This is a genomic window from Sungkyunkwania multivorans, assembly GCF_042675645.1.
GTDB classification, from domain to species: domain Bacteria; phylum Bacteroidota; class Bacteroidia; order Flavobacteriales; family Flavobacteriaceae; genus Sungkyunkwania; species Sungkyunkwania multivorans.
Genome location: NZ_JBHTJH010000004.1, coordinates 818,892 through 839,099 on the forward strand (window position 1 = coordinate 818,892; position 20,208 = coordinate 839,099).

Annotated in this window: 24 protein-coding genes; 12 read left to right on the plus strand and 12 right to left on the minus strand. The window is 41.6% G+C overall.

Going from position 1 to position 20,208, the window contains the following annotated elements:
• Positions 1-47: 47 nt before the first annotated feature.
• From ACFQ1M_RS06545 to dnaA, 4 genes are all read right to left on the minus strand, one after another.
• On the minus strand, positions 48-776 hold the full coding sequence (locus ACFQ1M_RS06545; protein WP_386405673.1) for an SAM-dependent methyltransferase: 729 nt from the start codon (positions 774-776) through the stop codon (positions 48-50).
• Between the two features lie 33 nt (positions 777-809).
• Positions 810-2,201 carry a PQQ-dependent sugar dehydrogenase gene (locus ACFQ1M_RS06550; protein WP_386405676.1) on the minus strand — a complete coding sequence of 464 codons (1,392 nt, stop codon included), beginning with the start codon at positions 2,199-2,201 and terminating at the stop codon, positions 810-812.
• A 104-nt stretch (positions 2,202-2,305) separates the two neighbouring features.
• Complete coding sequence (locus ACFQ1M_RS06555) at positions 2,306-2,761, minus strand: low molecular weight protein-tyrosine-phosphatase (protein WP_386405679.1); 456 nt, start codon at positions 2,759-2,761, stop codon at positions 2,306-2,308.
• Positions 2,762-2,773: 12 nt separating this feature from the next.
• A complete protein-coding gene (gene dnaA, locus ACFQ1M_RS06560) occupies positions 2,774-4,201 on the minus strand; it encodes a chromosomal replication initiator protein DnaA (protein ID WP_386405682.1) in 1,428 nt (475 codons plus the stop codon).
• A 197-nt stretch (positions 4,202-4,398) separates the two neighbouring features.
• On the opposite strand from dnaA, the gene ACFQ1M_RS06565 reads away from it, so the two are divergent.
• Complete coding sequence (locus tag ACFQ1M_RS06565) at positions 4,399-4,815, plus strand: acyl-CoA thioesterase (protein ID WP_386407075.1); 417 nt, start codon at positions 4,399-4,401, stop codon at positions 4,813-4,815.
• On the opposite strand, the gene ACFQ1M_RS06570 is transcribed toward ACFQ1M_RS06565, so the two are convergent.
• From ACFQ1M_RS06570 to ACFQ1M_RS06590, 5 genes are read right to left on the minus strand one after another with little or no spacing between them, the layout of a single operon-like run.
• Positions 4,812-5,420 (minus strand): IMPACT family protein, encoded by a 609-nt coding sequence (locus ACFQ1M_RS06570; protein WP_386405685.1) that lies wholly within the window; start codon positions 5,418-5,420, stop codon positions 4,812-4,814. The genes ACFQ1M_RS06565 and ACFQ1M_RS06570 overlap by 4 nt on opposite strands.
• A gap of 13 nt (positions 5,421-5,433) precedes the next feature.
• Positions 5,434-6,294 (minus strand): EamA/RhaT family transporter, encoded by an 861-nt coding sequence (locus ACFQ1M_RS06575; RefSeq protein WP_386405688.1) that lies wholly within the window; start codon positions 6,292-6,294, stop codon positions 5,434-5,436.
• Positions 6,291-6,905, minus strand: a complete 615-nt coding sequence (locus ACFQ1M_RS06580) for an HAD family hydrolase (protein ID WP_386405691.1) — start codon at positions 6,903-6,905, stop codon at positions 6,291-6,293. Before ACFQ1M_RS06580 ends, ACFQ1M_RS06575 begins: the two co-directional genes overlap by 4 nt.
• On the minus strand, positions 6,902-7,987 hold the full coding sequence (gene ribD / locus ACFQ1M_RS06585; RefSeq protein WP_386405694.1) for a bifunctional diaminohydroxyphosphoribosylaminopyrimidine deaminase/5-amino-6-(5-phosphoribosylamino)uracil reductase RibD: 1,086 nt from the start codon (positions 7,985-7,987) through the stop codon (positions 6,902-6,904). Before ribD ends, ACFQ1M_RS06580 begins: the two co-directional genes overlap by 4 nt.
• Positions 7,988-8,449 carry a hypothetical protein gene (locus tag ACFQ1M_RS06590; protein ID WP_386405697.1) on the minus strand — a complete coding sequence of 154 codons (462 nt, stop codon included), beginning with the start codon at positions 8,447-8,449 and terminating at the stop codon, positions 7,988-7,990.
• Positions 8,450-8,508: 59 nt separating this feature from the next.
• On the opposite strand from ACFQ1M_RS06590, the gene ACFQ1M_RS06595 reads away from it, so the two are divergent.
• From ACFQ1M_RS06595 to ACFQ1M_RS06625, 7 genes are all read left to right on the plus strand, one after another.
• Positions 8,509-8,994 (plus strand): GNAT family N-acetyltransferase, encoded by a 486-nt coding sequence (locus tag ACFQ1M_RS06595; protein WP_386405700.1) that lies wholly within the window; start codon positions 8,509-8,511, stop codon positions 8,992-8,994.
• 49 nt (positions 8,995-9,043) lie between these two features.
• Positions 9,044-9,889: a peptide chain release factor N(5)-glutamine methyltransferase gene (prmC, locus tag ACFQ1M_RS06600; RefSeq protein WP_386405704.1), complete on the plus strand. Its 846-nt coding sequence runs from the start codon at positions 9,044-9,046 to the stop codon at positions 9,887-9,889.
• A gap of 12 nt (positions 9,890-9,901) precedes the next feature.
• Positions 9,902-10,483, plus strand: coding sequence for an LOG family protein (locus ACFQ1M_RS06605; protein WP_386405707.1), 582 nt, complete (start codon positions 9,902-9,904; stop codon positions 10,481-10,483).
• Positions 10,484-10,510: 27 nt separating this feature from the next.
• Positions 10,511-12,508, plus strand: coding sequence for an NAD-dependent DNA ligase LigA (gene ligA, locus ACFQ1M_RS06610; RefSeq protein ID WP_386405710.1), 1,998 nt, complete (start codon positions 10,511-10,513; stop codon positions 12,506-12,508).
• Positions 12,509-13,174 carry a hypothetical protein gene (locus ACFQ1M_RS06615; protein WP_386405713.1) on the plus strand — a complete coding sequence of 222 codons (666 nt, stop codon included), beginning with the start codon at positions 12,509-12,511 and terminating at the stop codon, positions 13,172-13,174.
• A 118-nt stretch (positions 13,175-13,292) separates the two neighbouring features.
• The gene (locus tag ACFQ1M_RS06620) at positions 13,293-14,000 is read left to right on the plus strand and encodes a lysoplasmalogenase family protein (RefSeq protein ID WP_386405716.1); all 708 of its coding nucleotides are present in this window, start codon (positions 13,293-13,295) and stop codon (positions 13,998-14,000) included.
• Between the two features lie 39 nt (positions 14,001-14,039).
• Complete coding sequence (locus ACFQ1M_RS06625; RefSeq protein ID WP_386405719.1) at positions 14,040-14,786, plus strand: hypothetical protein; 747 nt, start codon at positions 14,040-14,042, stop codon at positions 14,784-14,786.
• Here ACFQ1M_RS06625 and ACFQ1M_RS06630 read toward each other — a convergent pair.
• The 3 genes from ACFQ1M_RS06630 to ACFQ1M_RS06640 form a co-directional block, all read right to left on the minus strand.
• Positions 14,760-15,674, minus strand: coding sequence for a bifunctional metallophosphatase/5'-nucleotidase (locus ACFQ1M_RS06630; protein ID WP_386405722.1), 915 nt, complete (start codon positions 15,672-15,674; stop codon positions 14,760-14,762). The two genes, ACFQ1M_RS06625 and ACFQ1M_RS06630, sit on opposite strands and share 27 nt — an antisense overlap.
• Positions 15,675-15,681: 7 nt before the next feature.
• On the minus strand, positions 15,682-16,455 hold the full coding sequence (locus ACFQ1M_RS06635) for a 5'-nucleotidase C-terminal domain-containing protein (protein ID WP_386405725.1): 774 nt from the start codon (positions 16,453-16,455) through the stop codon (positions 15,682-15,684).
• 110 nt (positions 16,456-16,565) lie between these two features.
• Positions 16,566-16,769 carry a hypothetical protein gene (locus tag ACFQ1M_RS06640; RefSeq protein ID WP_386405728.1) on the minus strand — a complete coding sequence of 68 codons (204 nt, stop codon included), beginning with the start codon at positions 16,767-16,769 and terminating at the stop codon, positions 16,566-16,568.
• Between the two features lie 109 nt (positions 16,770-16,878).
• Here ACFQ1M_RS06640 and ACFQ1M_RS06645 point away from each other — a divergent pair, with 109 nt between their 5' ends.
• From ACFQ1M_RS06645 to ACFQ1M_RS06660, 4 genes are all read left to right on the plus strand, one after another.
• Positions 16,879-17,406 carry a DUF6913 domain-containing protein gene (locus ACFQ1M_RS06645; protein WP_386405731.1) on the plus strand — a complete coding sequence of 176 codons (528 nt, stop codon included), beginning with the start codon at positions 16,879-16,881 and terminating at the stop codon, positions 17,404-17,406.
• A gap of 2 nt (positions 17,407-17,408) precedes the next feature.
• Complete coding sequence (dapA, locus tag ACFQ1M_RS06650; RefSeq protein WP_386405734.1) at positions 17,409-18,284, plus strand: 4-hydroxy-tetrahydrodipicolinate synthase; 876 nt, start codon at positions 17,409-17,411, stop codon at positions 18,282-18,284.
• Positions 18,285-18,370: 86 nt separating this feature from the next.
• On the plus strand, positions 18,371-19,291 hold the full coding sequence (locus ACFQ1M_RS06655; protein WP_386405737.1) for an ion channel: 921 nt from the start codon (positions 18,371-18,373) through the stop codon (positions 19,289-19,291).
• A gap of 110 nt (positions 19,292-19,401) precedes the next feature.
• Complete coding sequence (locus tag ACFQ1M_RS06660) at positions 19,402-20,202, plus strand: outer membrane protein assembly factor BamD (protein WP_386405740.1); 801 nt, start codon at positions 19,402-19,404, stop codon at positions 20,200-20,202.
• Positions 20,203-20,208: the final 6 nt, after the last annotated feature.

Genomic DNA, 20,208 nt, shown 5'->3' on the forward strand with positions numbered 1-20,208 from the left:
GCGAAATGAAGATAGTGATTTTGTCGCAACTTTGACAGGAAGTAGGACTATCCTGCATGTATGATAAATATCGCGGGTCTTTTGTGTAGATCAACTTTAGTATGTTTCCATTCTTTGATGGGCATCGTCTTAATATATTCGGTTGGTAATGTGATGTCGCAGGCAACGCATAGCAGTGTGTCGTTTTGGAGGTTGGAAGTGATGTCTGCTAACAATTTGTCATTCCGGTATGGGGTCTCAATAAATAATTGCGATTGATTTTTTTCTTTTGAAAGTTTCTCGAGACCTTTCAACGCTCTTTTTCTTTCCATTTTATCAATGGGTAGATAACCATTGAAACAAAAACTTTGTCCGTTCATTCCTGAACTCATCATGGCCATTAAAATAGAGGAGGGGCCGACCAATGGAACTACTTGGATACCTTTCTGGTGTGCCATTCGCACGATGTCCGCGCCTGGGTCAGCAATTCCCGGACAACCTGCATCCGACAAAATCCCCATATGCCGACCTTGCATGCAGGGATCTAAGAAATCCCGCATTTCGATAGGGTCGGTAAATTTATTGATGGTATTGATATTCAACGACGGCTGTGATTTACCCGGGACCATCGCCTTAACAAACGCTCGGCCTACCTTTTCATTTTCCATGATGTAGTCGTCCACGATCTCTACGATACGTTTTATAGACATGGGAAGCACTTCCAAGGGAGGATTCTGTCCTAGACGTGTGGGGATAAGATATAGTTTTCCAAGGGGAGTTGGGGAGGTGTTATCCATAGAACAAACGATTAGATGCTTCTACAAAGAAAACTATTTTACCATTAACTTATTGTAAAACTTACGACCGTTAGCATCCTTTAGGGTTAAGAAATACATCCCTGCCGGTATGTTTGTGACTGTTATGGTCAAATCTTCGATACCATCAAAAGATCTCTGTATCACGGTCTTTCCTGTGATGTCAAACATTATGAAAGACATCTTGTTGGCGATACCCTCGGGAAGTACGATCCGTATTTGTTCTTCAGCTGGATTCGGATAGATGTCAAGTTTGTTCGCGGAGAACTCTTCCGCGCTAAGCACGCTTTGAGAGATCTTATAGACCGTACCGCTTCCTAATCCAGCGATGTAAAGTTCTCCATTCACGTCTTCGCCAAAAGTGGAGAATCCATTACCGCCATATTGTCCGAGAATAGAGAGTGTCCAATTAGGGTCATTGTATGTTAGAATACCGATCTCGTCGCTGCAATAATCTGCAAAGAAATATAGGCCCTGCAAGGCAGGGTTTTCGGTTCCTCTGTAGCGATAACCTCCTGTGATGGAACAACGAAATGGACTTCCGCCGTAGGCATACTCACCTACGGGAGCCAAGGTTGATGAAAATGGTGGGCAACCACTGGTATTAAAATTACTGGATGCTTCATAACATCGCCATCCCATATTGCTTCCGCCTTGGCTTGGTGATACGACACTGATCTCTTCAAAGGAACTTTGACCAACATCCCCTATCCATAGATCACCGTTAGATCGATCGAAGGACATTCTCCATGGATTACGCAGACCATATAGCCAGATTTCATCAGCCCGTGTATCTCCAGTTCCAGCGAATGGATTTCCCGGAGGAATGGCATACGGAGAGCCGCCGTCCACATCAATTCGCAATACTTTTCCTAATAACAAGTTGTTGTTTTGGGCCCTATTTCCGGGGTCACCGCCACTGCCACCATCACCAGAGGATATGTACAAGTAGCCATCAACAGGGCTAAATGCGATGGCACCAGCATTATGATTGGAGAAGGGTTGAGTGTAGCTGAGTAAGACCTGCTCGGAATTTGGGTCAGCAATATCTGGGTTTGCGGTCACCGAAAAACGGGAGATAATGGTATCTCCACCGTTATCGGTATAATGAACATAGAAGAATCCGTTGGTTTGATAATTTGGGTGAAACGCAAGTCCTAAAAGGCCCTGCTCATTACCAGTAGAACGAACACGACCATCGATATCCAAAAAAGGGGTGGTATTCACGCTGCCGTCAGAATTTACAACTCTGATAAATCCGTCTTGTTCAACGACAAATAATCGCGAATCATTCGCATGTTGTATATCAACTGGCTTGGTAAGGCCAGTGGCAAAGCTTTGCAGGTCTATTTGTTGTGCGCTAATGAGCGAGATGCTCAACAGGAAACATAGGTATAAAAATTTCATAGGTAAAAGGTTCTTGGTTACACTAAAGATACGTAAAACCTATGATTTTTAGATGCTTGGGTATACAGTATTGATTTTTTTAGAAGTAATGATATGCATAAAACTTATTGCAATCGCTTCGAGAGTGCCTCACAGGCTTCGTCTAGCATTTTATAGACATTTTCAAAGCCTTGATCACCGCCATAATATGGGTCTGGTACATCCACGTTTTCATCTGGAAACACCAAGTTTAGAATACGGTCGACCTTTGCTCTCTCCTCATCGCTATCGGCCAATGCAATAATATCGTGATAATTGCTATTGTCCATCGCGAAAATATGATCAAACTCTTCAAGGTCTTCTTTGGTAAGTTTTCTGCTGCGCTGATAGGTGATGTCTAGTCCATACCTCTTAGCGACTGCGATCGATCGAGCGTCTGGGAGGTTGCCAACATGGTAACCGGCGGTTCCTGCAGAATCTACATAAAAACGATCTGGGTCTAACTTGGATGCTAAAATACCTTCGGCCAATGGGGAACGACAAATATTACCCAAACATACCATCAATATCTTAGTTTTCATGCTAAAACAATTTTAAAGGGATAGCTTTTTGGTAAGGTCTTCTACGTACTTTCTAAATTGTTTGTCGGTAGAGGAGAGGTTGTCCACTGTCTTGCAGGCATGCAAAACCGTGGCGTGATCTCTTTTTCCTATTTGCGACCCAATGCTGGCCAGTGAAGCCTTGGTGAATTTCTTTGCAAAGAACATGGCCAATTGTCTTGCTTGAACAATATGACGCTTGCGGGTCTTGGATTGTAGTGTCGATACATCCATTTGGAAATAGTCTGAAACTACTTTCTGGATATAATCTATAGAAACTTCACGTTTGGTATTTTTAACAAACTTCTCAACAACCTGGGTGGCAAGTTCTAAGGTCACTTCGCGCTTATTGAAAGACGACTGAGCGATCAATGAGATAATGGCCCCTTCGAGTTCTCTAACGTTCGTCTTTATATTTTTTGCAACATACTCCACGATGTCATCGGGCATGTCAACACCATCTCTATAAAGCTTATTCTTTAGAATGGAAATGCGCGTTTCAAAGTCTGGGTTTTGTAATTCTGCAGAAAGCCCCCATTTAAATCGCGATAGCAAACGTTGCTCGATATCCTGCATGTCCACAGGTGCTTTATCCGAAGTAAGGATCACCTGTTTGCCATTCTGGTGCAAATGGTTGAAGATATGGAAGAAAACATCCTGCGTCCCGGTCTTACCCGAGAAAAATTGAACGTCATCTATGATCAACACGTCGATCAATTGATAGAAGTGTATAAAATCGTTTCGAGTATTCTTCTTTACAGAATCTATGTATTGCTGGGTAAATTTCTCGGCAGAGATGTATAATACCGTTTTCTCTGGGTATTTATCCTTGATCTCCACGCCGATGGCATGAGCCAAATGCGTCTTTCCTAGACCAACGCCTCCAAATACCAACAGCGGGTTAAAAGAGGTGCCACCAGGCTTGTTGGCCACGGCCATCCCCGCGGATCTTGCCAACCGATTGGAGTCACCTTCTAAGAAATTGTCGAAGTTGTAGTTTGGGTTTAGTTGGGATTCGATCTTTACATTCCTGATACCTGGTATCACAAAAGGATTGCGAAGTTCGGGATTCTTGTTCTTTATGGGAACATCGATCTCTTGTGCCTTTACTTGCTCGCGATTGGCACTCGGGATCTTTTCGGTGAACGGTTGACGATTGCCATAGGTGTTCTCCATTTTGATGATATAGACCAGGCGTGCCGTCTCACCCAACTCTTTCCTAAGTGCTACTTTCAAGAGTTTTACATAGTGCTCTTCGAGCCACTCATAAAAAAATTTACTTGGAACTTGAATGCTTAGGGCGTTATCGGTAAGCTTAATGGCCTTGATAGGTTCAAACCATGTTTTATAAGCCTGGGGCTGTATATTATCCTTTATAAAAGAAAGACAGTTATCCCATACCGATTTTGCAGTCACATTCATGCTTTTAATGAGAGATTTTTATTCGTTAGTTAGGTTGCAAAAAAAAAGAGAAAGGATAATTCTCTTAGTTTTCTAGACAGAGCAAATATGTGAACAAAAAATGTAAAAAAAAAATGATTATGCTATTGAATTTCTGGTTTTTTTTCCCCATACTTACACAACGCTAACTTTACGTTATCTTAACAAATCCATTTCCTATCTTGAGTAATAAAATTGGTACAACCCAAGTAAGGGTTCGTTACGGTGAGACCGACCAAATGGGTATCGTTTATTACGGGAATTACCCGCAATACCTTGAGGTTGGACGAGTTGAGTGGCTTAGAAAATTAGGGGTTTCCTACAAATTCATGGAAGAAAATGGCATTATGCTTCCTGTGATCAGTCTTCATGTCAACTACAAGAAATCGGCAACCTACGATGATTTGTTGACGGTGAGAACCATGCTCGTAAAAAAACCCAATGTACGCATAGAATTTGATTACGAAATTATCAACGAAAAAGGAGAGATCGTTGTCACAGCAAATACCCAACTGGCTTTTATAAATATGAAGACTGGAAGACCTACAAAATGCCCCAATTATATTTTAGAAAAACTAGAGGGTGAAACTTTTTAAATTTCAGTTTTTGTTACGACAACCTCATATAAGTTTTTAAAAGCAGCCATCGTCCGTTTCATATCAGATTTTCGAACAGACAGTGTCATTTGACACTTCATCTCCATCTTTTGCTCTTCAATCTCGATCTGTAATTCCTTGATGATTCGCATCACGCTATTTATGTCTTTATAATCGAAAGAAATGTAAAAGACCTCGTTTATCGTCTTTTCGACTATTTCGGCTGCCTCCAAAGACATTTGTGCGGCAGTCCCATAAGCATTGATCAGCCCACCAACACCCAATTTGGTACCGCCAAAATACCGAACCACGACCACAAGTATATCAGTAAGATCAAAAGATTGTATCTGCCGATAGATAGGTTGCCCAGCCGAATTATTGGGCTCTCCATCGTCATTGGCACGAAAATGCAGCTGAGAGGTGCCTAATTGCCAGGCATAGCACCAGTGGCGTGCATTATGATGTTGTTTCTTCAAAGTTTCGATATGCTCCTTTATCGCTTCTTCCGTCTTTACCGGAAAGGCATATGCAAAGAACTTGCTGTTGCGATCCTTATAAAGCACTTCCTCAGAAGACGCTGCTATGGTCTTGTAGGTGTCATTCATTGTGTTCTAGTGGTCAAGCAAGGGTTACGATGATTATAGAAATAATGGCGATCACAATCCCTAACCAGTTTCTTGGAATAAGTCGCTCTTTAAATATGAAGAGCCCAAATAAAGTAGTGAGCATCACAATGGCGACATTGTTTATAGTGAACAAGGTTGAGCTTTCCAATCCTTTGGTCTGCAATGCCTTCAATAAATAGTAGATGGAATAATAATTAGGAATACCCAATGCGATTCCGCCCAAAATGTTCTTGCCGATAAATCTAAAGTTCCCTTTGATGATCTGGAAGGTTATGATGGCGAGTCCTATGATGGCTGCAAAGGCAAAGATCGTTGCAGAAAAGAGTGGTATTCCATCGGAAGGCACATAATTGGTCTCCAAGTATTTGATCGAAGTGTCGATGACACCAGACCCCAAAAATAATAAGACCGGTAGAAGAAGGTTGCCCTTGGTAAAGGAAGCACTTTCCTTGATAGAGGTGAGATATACGGCCATCAACGCCAAAAGAATACCTAATATCTTCACAAATCCCAAATGCTCATCATAGGCCCAAACTCCGAATATCACAGGGATGACCACCGACATTTTTCCAGCAACCGAGGCTACCGATAATCCGTTGCGCTGCGATGTAAGCGCCATCACATTGAATACAGAGATGAACAAAAAACCCAACGCAATGGTCCCTAAAAACCATGGTTGTTCGGGGATCTCCGCTACCTTCGTATTTCCATGGTAATTGAGATATCCGCAGATACAAGCAACGATATAGTTGACAATGATACAATGCAACGTATCTAAGTTGAATTTTTCAAACAACTTGAATATCACAAATAGTGAACTGGAAATAAGTATGCTTAAAGCTAAATAGATCAAAACAAATCTCTTTTTCTAATGAATAGTTCTGTGACATCTTCTTGGCCAGGTATCAAATTCCATGTTTTGATCCCTAGCTTGTCGGCAGCATCTATATGCTCTTTGGTATCGTCGATAAATAGCGTTTCTTCTGCAATCAAATCATTCTTCTCTAAAACAAGATCAAATATTTCAACATCTGGTTTTCGCATCCCTATTTCATGAGATAGATAGAAGCGTTCAAAACAACTTCTAAAGCGTTCATATCTAGCTAGTGTCATACGCTCTTTCACCTTTGTTATATGCAGTGCATTGGTATTGCTTAGGAGGAAGAATCGCAATTGACCATGCAGGGCATGATGTTCCAACCATGCAAGTCGTCTTTCGGGAAAGGATAAGATGATCGCATTCCATGCATCGATCAATTGTTCCTTTGTGGCTTGGGGAAATTGGCGGGCGTAAAAATCGATGAATTCTTCACTGCTAAGCAATCCCTTTTCATATTGCTGATTAAAGAGCATCATCTCTTCGGTGAATTCTGAAATTCCCAATCGCACCAATTCATTGAATGTGGCCATTTTATCAAGGTCGATAAAGATATCGCCAAAATCAAAGAGAATGTTCTTGATCATCGATTAAAATAGGTCTTTAGTGTATCTTCGGCTATCTTTTCTTCAAAATAGGGTGCTGCATCGAGAATAGGCGCCTTAACACCATTTTCGAAGGCCAATGGGCCCGTAAAGACGCTCGCCTCATCCCATAGTTTTTCATCGATAAAAGTTTGTAATGTTTTTGTTCCACCTTCAACGATCAAAGATTGAATGTTATGCTCCGATAGCACCTTACATATATTAGCGGCGATATTCTTGGAAAAATCGATCTTTTCGAAAAGCACGTTTTCTCGCTGTTCCGCCTGTTTATCTTTTATCTGCGTGAGAATGATCGTCTTGACTTTACCGTCGTAAATGGCATAATCATCTGAAATTCTTCTTTTTCTATCTAGAACGATACGAATAGGAGAGGTTCCGTCCCAATCGCGGGTGGATAAGCTAGGATTATCCTGTAATACGGTATTTGTTCCCACCAGGATGGCATGTTCCTGGCTTCGCCATTTGTGCACCAGCTGACGCGAATACTGGTTGGTGATCCATATTGGCGAACGTTCTGCCACGCTTCGCTTTGTGTCGGCCGAGTGATGTATGGATGAGATTTTGTCGTTTGGTGCGATAAACCCATCAATGCTCTGTGCCCATTTTAAGATAATATAAGGCCGTTTCTTGGTATGAAAAGTAAGAAACCGTTTGTGATGTAACTTGCAGGCATCTTCCAAAACGCCTACGATGACCTCGCAACCGGCCTCCTTCAATTTCTTTACACCTTTGCCCGCCACCTTGTCATGAGGGTCAAGCGTTCCTATTACGATCTTGGGTATTTTGTGAAGTATGATAAGATCAACACAGGGAGGCGTCTTTCCATAGTGAGAACAGGGTTCGAGGGTCACGTATAAGGTAGCTTCCCTAAGTAAGGATTTGTCCGTCACTGCGTTGATTGCATTGACCTCGGCGTGTGGCCCACCAAAGGGACTTGTGTAGCCTTCTCCAATGATACGATCGTTTAAGACAATTACTGCCCCGACCGAAGGATTTGGTCTTGTGGTGCCGACACCTAATTTTGCCAATTGAAGGCATCGTAGTATGTATTTCTGGTGCTGCAATTACTTTATTTCAACTTCTTTGGTGATATCGATCGGGTAGTCGTAGGACAGCCCCAGGGTTTTGTAGGTAATTGTTCCCTTGTATTGAACGGTAATCGTTTTGTTCAATATACTATTCAGCAATCCACCTAAGAGGCCTCCTTGTTCCTCTTTAAAGATCCTCTTTGTGGGAATGGTGGCTATCAAAGGAATCGAAAACTCATTTCTGGCTGGGACTTTGAATGTTTCTGATCGTACGTTGCCAACATCGACATCATTGATCAGAATGTCAATTCCCTTACTTTCAAGAGTGCCACCAAGATCGTTTGGGTTTAAGAAAAAAGCTTCGGCCGATACGGTGACCTGTTCCAGTGTTGCTTCGACAACCTTCACCTTTTCTACCTTCACAAATATTGGTTTTTCACTCACGGTGCAACCGAATACCGTGAATATGATCGTTAATAATAAAAGCGTTTTCTTCATGGAGACGGCTATCAATATGCATTATCTTCGTTGACAAAAATAAGACATTTTGGAAGGAGATGAGTACTATGGTCATCAGAGAGATTCAGCCGGAAGATAATGAACAAATTGCGAAAGTCATTCGTAAGGTTCTCGAAGATCTTGGGGTTCCAAAGGTGGGTACCGCCTATGCGGATAAGGCATTGGATAATTTGTTTGAGGCGTATGACAAAGAGCGCGCCGTGTACTTTGTTGTGGTCGAAGGTAATAGCATCCTAGGTGGTGCTGGGATCTCACCATTGGACAATTACGAAGGAAATATCTGCGAACTTCAGAAGATGTATTTTTTGGACGAGGCCCGTGGCTGTGGCGTAGGAGCCAGAATGATGGGGAAGTGCCTAGAGAAAGCCAAGGAATTTGGTTTTGGGGCCGTTTATATAGAGACCATGCCATATATGGAAGCGGCCCAAAAGCTGTATAAAAAAGTGGGGTTTGAATATATCGATGCACCTATGGGTGATACTGGACATTACAGTTGCCCCGTTTGGATGCTAAAGAAATTATAAAAATAAATGCTGTTCCTTCTCCTTTGGGAGAGGGTTAGCGTGAGTGCTAATGAAACTAAAAGATATCAAAGATATTTTTCATAGCGAGCTGGATGCCATTTTCGGAAAGGAAGAGGTATGCAGTTTCTTTTTTATGCTGAGTGAGGATTACATTGGCGCGAATCGGTTGACATTGGCCTTACAACCAGATTTTCCAGTCACGAAAGAGGAGGCGAATCAACTTTTTGAGGCGTTGGCACTATTGAAAAGACAAAAACCGATCCAACAAATACTGGGAAAGACGCTATTTTATGGAAATGAGTTTATGGTTGATGAACATGTGTTGATCCCAAGACCGGAAACGGAAGAGTTGGTCTCATGGATCGTTTCAGATACCGATACACAGACTCCTCTAAAAATACTAGATATCGGCACAGGAAGTGGCTGTATCGCAATTTCCTTGGCAAAGGCACTTCCAAAGGCTGAGGTACATGCCATGGATGTTTCTGAAAAGGCCATTTCACTTGCAAAAGAAAATGCGCTCCATAACAAAATAAAGGTCAACTTTATTGAAGCAGATGTCCTCCAACTTGCATCCTTAGAACAAGAATATGATATCATTGTTTCTAATCCTCCCTATGTAAGAGATATGGAGAAGGAGCATATGAAAGACAATGTATTGAAGTACGAACCCGCTTTGGCACTCTTTGTAAAAGATGAAGACCCATTGCTTTTTTACAGAAAGATAGCAGTTTTGGCCATTGAAAATTTACGGGAAAAAGGCAGGCTTTTTTTTGAGATAAATCAATATCTTGGTAGTGAAACTGAAAAAATATTAAAGGAACAAGGGTTTGACAAGATTGAACTGCGACAAGATAGCTTTGGAGTGGATAGAATGATGAAAGCAACCAAATAACCAACCGATAGTATGAAGAGTATTGTAGTATTTTGTGGAAGTAGCGAAGGCAATGACCAAGTGATCCTGGACCAAGCTTACGAATTGGGAAAAGTGTTAGCTTCAGAAGGGATTACCTTGGTGTACGGTGCGGCAAAGATAGGTATAATGGGCAGTGTCGCCCGAGGGGCGTTGGACCAAAAGGGAAAGGTCGTGGGCGTAGTGCCCGAATTCCTTAAAATGAAAGAAGTGGTTCACCATGGCCTTTCAAAACTCCATACCACAGAAAATATGCATCAGCGCAAATTGCTGATGCACGACCTTTCGGAAGGAGTGATCATGCTTCCCGGTGGGTTTGGGACCTTAGAAGAATTCTTTGAGATGATCACCTGGGCGCAATTGGGCTTGCATCAAAAGCCGATAGGTATTCTCAATACCAACGGATTTTACGACGAGCTGATGTCGATGCTGGAGAAAATGGTAAAGCGTGGCTTTCTCAAAATGGACAATTATAATATGATCCAAGTGGATGACGACATCCCTACGTTGTTGGAGAAGATGAGCGCTTATAAGCCAAAGGCAGTGCCAAAATGGATCAAGAAAGAGTTGACCTAATTACTTATTACCAGAGAATTTTAATAGATGAGTATCGAACAACAACTAACTGAGCTCCGCAAAGAACTTGCAGAGCATAATTATAAATACTACGTTTTAGACCAGCCGAGCATCACCGACTATGAGTTTGATATGAAGCTCAAGGAGTTGCAGGCATTAGAGGCCAAACACCCAGAATTTTTCGATCCAAACTCACCTACACAGCGTGTTGGAGGAGCCGTAACCAAGAATTTTAATACCGTGGTGCACGAGCATCGCATGTATTCGTTGGACAATTCCTATTCCAAAGAGGATCTAGAAGATTGGGAAAAACGCATCGAACGAATTTTGGGTCATAACAATGTGGCATTTACCTGCGAGTTGAAATACGACGGCGCTTCGATGAGTCTTACTTACGAAGATGGCGAACTGGTCAGGGCCGTGACGAGAGGTGATGGTTTTCAAGGAGATGAGGTCACGACCAATGTAAAGACGATCCGTTCGGTTCCTTTAAAGTTAAAGGGTAACTATCCGCCAAAGTTTGATATTCGGGGGGAGATCGTGTTGCCTATTGATGGTTTCGCCAAGATGAATGAAGAACGCATCGCCAATGGTGAAGATGCTTATATGAATCCAAGAAACACGGCCTCAGGAAGTTTGAAACTTCAAGATAGTGCAGAGGTCGCCAAAAGACCGTTGGATTGTCTATTGTATAATATCACCGGAGAGAATATCGGTATTGCCTCACAATGGGAGAGCTTGGAAAAAGCGCGTCAATGGGGCTTCAAGGTGCCGAAAGAGGCTACCTTGGTAAAGTCCGTGGACGAGATATTGGAATTTGTTGATCATTGGGAAAAACATCGACACGAACTACCATACGAGATCGATGGGGTGGTCATCAAAGTCAATGACCTTCAACAACAAGACGAATTAGGCTATACCTCAAAGGCACCGCGATGGGCGATGGCCTATAAGTTTAAGGCAGAACAAGTCTCCACTGTGTTGAATGAGATCACCTATCAAGTAGGAAGGACGGGAGCGATCACGCCAGTTGCCAATCTGCAGCCTGTGCTACTGGCGGGAACGACGGTGAAAAGAGCCTCTTTGCACAATGCCGATCAGATAGCGCTATTGGATATACGGGAGCGGGATACGGTCTATGTAGAGAAAGGTGGAGAGATCATTCCCAAGATCATCGGTGTGGATCTTTCTAAAAGACCTTCAGATTCTGTGCCGACAACCTACATTACCCATTGCCCGGAATGCGATACGCATTTGGTAAGGGAAGAAGGTGAGGCCAAACATTTTTGTCCAAACGTCTTGGGTTGTCCTCCGCAGGTGGCTGGCCGGATCCAGCATTATATTTCCCGAAAGGCGATGGATATTGAAGGCCTTGGAAGCGAGACCGTAGAATTGTTGGTCAAAGAAGGGCTTATCACCGATTACGCCGATCTTTATACTTTAACGAAAGAACAAATTGTTCCACTGGAACGAATGGCAGAGAAGTCGGCCGAAAATCTCATCAATGGGATTGAGAGGTCTAAAGAGATTCCCTTTGAAAGGGTCTTGTTCGCACTTGGAATTCGATTTGTCGGAGAAACTGTGGCAAAGAAGTTGGCGAGACATTATAAAAGTATCGAAGCTTTACAAGCTGCATCTCTTGACGATCTGGTAAATGTTGATGAGATCGGGATCAAGATCGCAGAGAGTGTGCGTGACTTTTTCCAAGATGAAAGAAACAGAAGGTTGATATCCAGATTGTCAGAATATGGGGTGCAACTCAGTATTTCGGAAGAAAAGCTTTTGAATCAGACCGATAAACTATCCGGTAACAGCTTTGTGGTCTCTGGAGTGTTTGAGCAGGTTTCGCGAAATGAACTCAAAAAACTGATCGAGGACAATGGCGGCAAAGTTAGCTCGTCCATATCTTCAAAGACATCTTATTTAGTAGCTGGAGACAATATGGGTCCCAGCAAGCGGACCAAGGCCGAAAGTCTTGGTATCCCGATCATTACCGAAAATGATTTTTTAAACATGATCAGTTAGATGGATGTAAAACCGGTCTCATACTTATTGCTATTTATATTCGGAACCTTTTTTTTGGTCGTTTATACCATAACAAGGGATGACTATTTCTACACCTTCTCTAAACCCCTATTTATAGGTGTCATTTTATGCTTTTATCTAGTGACCAGTTACAGACAAATCGATCTTTGGTTCATTTTTAGCCTGTTGTTCCTTGGATATGCCGGTGCCGCCTTGCTTTACGACAATGCGAATGCCCATTTTCAGACCATCGTAGCAACCTCATTGGGGTATCTGATATTTTTAAGATTTGCTTGGTTAGAATTGAGGAAAATACCAAGACATAGATTTAAGTATAGAGATCTGCCGATCGTATTGCTTCTTATTACGCTACTATTCTATATTGTCTATTCGAATTCTGTAGGCAGTCTTGGCGATCTAAGTAAGGTCGCGTTCATCCATGGGTGCGTGGTCATCACTTTTTCGTCGTTGGCTTTTTTCAATTTTCTAACGATCCCCACCAAAAGGGCCATGTGGTTGATGTTTGTTGCCATCGCCTTCATTCTTGGGGATGTCTTTTTTCTGATCTATGAATTTCAGTCAGATATCTTGTTTATCCGTCAGGTCAATTATATTGCTAGGATCACCTCGCATATATTCATGCTAAGGTTCATTATGGCCAAGTGAATTTACTATATTGAGGTGATATTTGAATGGCCTTCATCGTTGCATGTTCTATCTATTGATTATGAGTAATTGTAAAAAGTTAATTAGCTTTGTGCTAATTGTTTATTAGCCCTAAACCATGAATAAAAAGCTGACCCCATTTTTGGTATTGGCCTTTCTTAATATACTTGTTATCGCATTGGGAATCGATACTTTGGCTAGATTCTTGCAACCGCTACAGCTGCCTTCATTGTTTATTCCATTTTTGTTGGCCTATAGATATTTTAATCTTTGGTTGGTATTGGCCTTGTTGTTGTTTTGGATGACCGATATGGTGTTCCTGTTTGAAGCAGGAGAAGATCTTTTCAACATTTCCATGATATTGTCCGGTTTGGCTCATTTGATCTGTTTAAAGTTTGCTGCAGAAGGAATTGGAAAGCTAAAGCTGAAGAAACTTTTCAGGACCTCCTTTCCTTTGGTGTTTCTATTCACTGTGTATTTTCTTTTTGCTATTCTCGACGTGATGATTCCTGCTATTTCGGGGAACATACTGCTTTGTTGGGCCTATGTGGGTGTGATGAGTCTTTTTGTGATCTTGAGCATATTTAGATTCTACACGAATCCTGATCAGCCCTCTTTATGGATCATCATAGCCGCAGTCTCTTCAGCAGCCTCGGATATCTTAATTGCTTTCAACAGCTTTCTTCTCGAAACGACCTTTTTTAGCATCGCAGCATTTTTGGCCGAATGCATCTCTTATTACTTCATCTTGCGCTATACCTTGGACTATAAATTAACCAAAAGCTATAAGGACAAAGTGCTTTTCACAGGGCAGAATATTAATTAACTTATAAAGTGTAGTATATTTGGGCGTAACTGCCATCACATGAAGTCACATAGATTACTTGCATTCTTGCTTATATCTTCCTTGGTTTTTTATGTCATAGCATCTGCGATGTATGATATTTTTCTAATTCGTTTAAGCAGAGTAATTCTTCTTCCTTCGATCATTCTTTGGTATTTGAATAGAGAGAAATTGATAAGCTGGAGTTTTGTTTCTTTCCTTATATTTTCTCTAATTGGGCATTGTTTTTTGCTAGCTTTGAATTTGGGGCTTACCGATATTTTTGGCTGGACGGTGCTTTTCTACAGTATAGGAACTATTTCGCTACTGCTATCGATCGTTCCATATTTGGACTTCTCGAAACTAAAGAGTGTTGCAAATATTTTTGTGATGATATTGGTTGTGTTCAGTGTGTACTTAATGTATTCGACCATCTTATCGATGAGTTCAAGATTATTGGCCATTGACATTTTCTTTCTGGTAGTCTATGGAATCTCCTTGGTCGCAGTAGGTCTTGGCTCGATCATGTATTACCTGTTATCGGGATCCAATAAGTCGATGTTGATGCTTATTGGGGTAGTAGCCCTTATTCTAGCCGATCTTATTGGGGGAATAGAAATGTATTACTTCTCTCACTTTATGCTCATTGTGCTTACCAGAGCTTTTTATATACTGGCATTGGTGGCACTTTATTATTACGCCATAAGCATCGAGGTCCCAAAATTTGACTCGATCCTTATTGAAGAGGATGAACGAATAACGTCAAACGACGATGGCCCTACCTCCTGAATTTTTTATATTTTTTTCGCTGTCAAAGTAAAAATCCACTCTCCCCAGATTGATACCATAAGCCCCGACCTGATTGACCAACATCTCTTTTTCCGTCTTGTTTTTAACGATGGTGGGACGGTCCAAGAAAGTATGTGTATGTCCACCAATGATGAGGTCGATATTTTCGGTCTTTGAAGCCAATTGCAGATCACTCGGCCTTTCACTATTATCATAGCTATAACCCAAATGTGAAAGACATACGATCAGGTCGCAACGCTCGTCCTGTTTTAGTATCCGCGAGATATCTTGCGCCACTTCAATCGGATCGTTATAAACGGTTTCTTTGTATAGTCGTTGGTCTACAAGTCCCGCCAACTTGATCCCAAGGCCAAATACGCCTATCCTAATATCGTCTTTTACAAATACCTTGTAGGGTCTTACCGCGGTATCCATGACCGTATTCTTAAAGTCATAGTTGGCGGAAAGCAATTCGAAATCTGCATTGGGCAGCTGTGCGAACAACCCATCGATGCCGTTGTCAAAATCGTGATTGCCAATGGTCGCTGCATCATATTTTAGCATGCTCATCAGTTTGAATTCCAATTCGCCTCCGTAGAAGTTAAAATAGGGGGTGCCTTGAAAAATGTCACCAGCATCCAGCAATAAGGTGTTTGGGTTTTCCCTTCTGATTCGCTCGACCAAGGTGGCCCGTCTTGCAACGCCTCCCATATTTGGATTTCGAGGATGGTTGGCATCGAAGGGATCGATGTGGCTATGGACATCGTTGGTATGTAGGATGGTAATGTGCTTTTGCGTATTCTCCGCACAACTCTGAAGGGTCATACCTCCTAAAGATATAAAGGCGCCTGAGGCAGCAGTTCGTTGAATGAAATCTCTTCTTTTCATTGTCAAACTATTTTGTTTTGAGTCTTGTAAAACGCCCATCAAGCTTCGCAGGAATGGTGTCAGTCTTTAAAAAATGATCGATCATCGCATTGCGTATCTTGTAATCGATATTATATAGATTTACCGGGTCTTTAAAAAAAACCATATTATCCCCTCCATGCTGAAGATAATCTGAGGTTGCCACGTAGTAATTTCGATGCTCATTAAAAGGCTCCCCGTTTATTTCAAAACTTTTTATACTGTAGTCTTCGTTCAGTAGGACCTTGACGCCAGATACGGGATGCGCTCGTTTCTTTGATGCCAGGTATTCTAAAAGCTCCTTTACCCTGTTGCCAGCTAATTCTACAACCACAATGGCATTTTCAAAAGGCATCACCTCATATGCGGTGCGCATGGTCACATCACCTTTGCTGATCGGCGCTCGAATACCACCATAATTTAGAAGACTGAAGTCGATATTCTTGGAGGTTCGTTTATTAAAGATCGGATTCCCTTCAAGGATGACAATATCAGCCATAAGGTTTCCTATCGTCGTTTCCAAATCCCCATCCTTTTTATGCATATCTTTAGGCGCATAGCTGATAATACTGTCCATGGCCTTATTCAAATGCGCTCTAAAAGGAGCGATAAATTCATCTATCTCGCTATTGGTAGCTATAGTGTCTTCGATAGGGATTTGTTTACCGATGACCTTCCCAACTTTGGGGCTCTCTTTCTTACATGAAAGAAAGACGCAAATCAAGATCGTTGGAAGAAGATACTTAAATGAGTTTTTTACCACTTTATTAGAGCATTTGTTATTGCGTAAAGATAGGAGGTTTTTTCAGTATTTTTAAGAATGATCCTTCCCATCTCTGGAAAAGCTGACGTTCACAAATAAAATTGGGACGCTCACAAAGTTATTGTCTTGGTGCATGAGGTCGACTTCTTAATTGAGATGAATCTATCTTCCTCTTCTACTTTTAAAATTGTACAGTTGGAAGACCCAAAGAAGGCCTGAAGAAAGAGCAGTTGTTGATACTTGCTTAGCGTAAAATAATATTTTTTATTCAGAGATCCTGAATAGGGTGTTTCCTGATGATAGTCGACTTCCATAGCTAATTTGTTCTATTTATAACAACTTGTTTTATTTTTATAATTATCAAAAGTGAACTAAAATTTCTTAGGGGTTTTTAATTACATTTGCACGACAATAAATAGTTAGATGATCTTCAAAGGCCTGAAACTTAAATCTGCTCAGAAATTCATTAAAAGTCAATTGGCCAAAAAGGCCGATAACAAAGGATTACAGAGCCAACAAATAGACCGCGTGGGATGTATCGTGGATGCTGATCGTTTTCCTGCTGTGGAGAAGTTGGATCTTTTATACGAAGCACTAAATCTAAAATCGAACGCGCTTTCCGTCATCTCGTATTTTGAGGACAAAAAACAATCCCAAGAGTTTTCTGGTCTATCCTTTTGCGATAATGATTTTGGATGGAAGGGAAGTGTAATCGGGGAAGATCTGAAGCAATTTTTGCTTCAGCCGTATGATCTTTTGATCAACTATTATGATGACAATGGGAAAATAGGGTTGCAATTGGCATCAGTGCATACCAAGAAGTCATTTGCGACGGGTTTCTATGGAATAAATGAGTCATTGAACGACATCATCATTCATTCTGATATAGAAAGTTATAAAGATTTTATCTTAGAATTAAAAAAATATTTAGAGATTTTAAACAAGATATGACCATGAATAAACTCCATGGAACAGGGGTGGCCCTCGTAACACCATTTAAGAATGACGGGCACATAGATTTTGACGCGATCCAACGCTTGGTGAATTTTGTCATAGATGGGGGTGTTGAATACTTGGTGGCTCTTGGCACCACCGCAGAGACCGCTACCATTACGAAGGACGAAAAAAAATCGATCTTGGCAGCGATCAAATCTGCTAACGACAATAGGGTTCCAATGGTCATAGGTATCGGTGGAAATAATACGGCGCAGGTGGTCGATGAGATTCAAAATACGGACCTCACGGATTTCGAGGCTGTCCTTTCTGTATCTCCCGCCTACAACAAACCGACGCAAGAAGGTATTTACCAGCACTTCAAGAAAGTCGCTGAGGCGTCCTCAAAGCCGGTAATCATTTATAATGTCCCTGGGCGGACGGCTTCTAACATTGAGCCAATTACCGTCGTTCGTTTGGCAAATGACTTTAAAAATATCATAGGTATTAAAGAAGCTAAAGGCGATATGGTGCAGGCCATGCGCATCTTAAGGGAGGTCCCAAAAGAATTCATGGTGATCTCGGGCGACGATATGATGGCGTTACCCATGGTTTTGGCAGGCGGCGCTGGTGTCATATCAGTGATAGGAGAAGGGATTCCTAAAGAATTTTCAGAGATGATACGGTTGGGGCTGAAGGGTAAAGAAAAGGAAGCCTTTGATATCCAGTACCGAATGATGTCGGGGATCGATATGATCTTTGAGGAAGGAAACCCTGCGGGTATCAAAGCCCTACTCAATAAGCGAGGAATATGTGGAACGGCGGTACGCTTACCATTGGTCGCTGCCAGCGAGGGACTGCAACAGCGAATAGCACACTTCGTCGAAAAATTATAACTCAATTCATACTTTATCAATGGTTCACAAGGATTTTGTGAACCATTTCTTTTATATTTCAACATCAACGTATTAGGTAGTGTGCAATGGCTAAAAAAGTTATAGACCCAGGACTGGGTACGGCATCGGTGGCGGATGCCAAGCGAATGGTGAACAAGGATGGGACTTTCAACATAGCACATGTCAATCACCGTGGGCGTATTTTTTCTGCCTACAAATACCTGATCAGTATTTCCTGGGGGAGATTCTTTTTTATAGTGGTGTTGGGATATATTGTGATCAATTCGATCTTTGCGGCTCTTTATGTCATTGCAGGGATCGAGAACATCATACCCCCAAGTGGTGACGTGTTGAAGGATTTCTTAAATGCCTTCTTCTTTTCTTCCCAAACCATAACTACGGTAGGTTATGGCGCTATGGCTCCAAAGGGACTGGCCGCCGGATGGATCTCGACATTTGAGGCGCTCATTGGCTTGCTAAGTTTTTCTTTCATTACAGGATTGCTATATGGAAGGTTCGCTAAACCTAGGGCGAGTATCGTTTTTAGCAAACATATGATCTACCGTGACTTCAATAATGGAAAGGCCATCATGTTTCGTCTGATGAACCGCAGGACAAATGTAATGATCCAGCCCAGAGTAAAAGTGACACTTTCAATTTCTGAGGAGAAGAATGGAGAATTTTCGCGTAGTTTCTATCAGCTTCAATTGGAAAGAGACGCTATTACCTATATGCCCATCACTTGGACCATAGTTCATCCGCTCGATGATCAAAGCCCACTTTCAAAATTTTCTAAGGAGCAATTGAAAAAGCTGAATGCCGAATTGGTTATCCTGGCAAGTTACTATGATGAAACCTTTAATCAAGTGGTGCATCAAGTACATTCCTATTTGCTGAGCGAAACCGAACTGGACAGACATTTTGAAAAGGCCTTCTATTTTGATGAAGATGGCGTAACAACTCTCGACCATAAAAGGTTGAGCAAAACAACTGCTATCGAACGTTAAAAGTATGATAAAGTCATTTTTTCTCAGGAAATGGACGCTATTTTAGCCATTACAAAAATACTTTTTAAAAATCCGCTTTAAATACCTAATTTTGCCCGATGTTTAAATTTATGAGAAATTTAATTTGTTTAATCGGCATTCTAGTACTTGGCACTTCATGCAGCGAGTATCAAGATGCATTGAAATCGACAGATGTAAAGTTAAAATACGATCTTGCCGAAAAGTTATATAATGAGGGCGATTACAAAAAGGCCAACCGTCTTTTTGAGCAGATCGCTCCCAAGTTTGCGGGCAAACCTCAAGGAGAAAGAGTCGTATATTTTATGGCAGATTCTTATTATAAAACAGAGGACTTTTACCTTGCTGGGTATCAGTTCGACCGTTTTTCAAGATCATATCCAAGAAGTGAGAAAGCTGAGACCGCAGCATTTTTGGGAGCAAAGAGCTATTATCAGTTATCACCGAGATATAGCATAGACCAAAAAGAAACGATTCAGGCGATCGACAAGCTTCAGTCGTTCATCAATAGTTATCCCAACTCTCCCGATCTGCCCGAGGCCAATAATATGGTACAAGAGCTTCAGGTAAAGTTGGAGAAAAAGGCCTTTGAGATCGCTAAACAATATAATACTATCAGAGATTATAAATCGGCCATCAAGGCATTCGACAATTTCATTGCCGACTATCCTGGAACTCCCTATCGAGAGAAGGCGCTGTACTACAAATTGCACTCGTCATATACCTTGGCAATTAACAGTTTTGAAGTACTGAAGCCAGAGCGCCTTAGAGAAGCTAAATTGGCCTACAATAACTTTACTCGTTATTACAGTGAATCGGAATACATGGATGAGGTGGAAGAGATGGGAGCCGATATTGATAAGGAACTAGAAAATATTCAAGATAAAATTTAAAAGCAA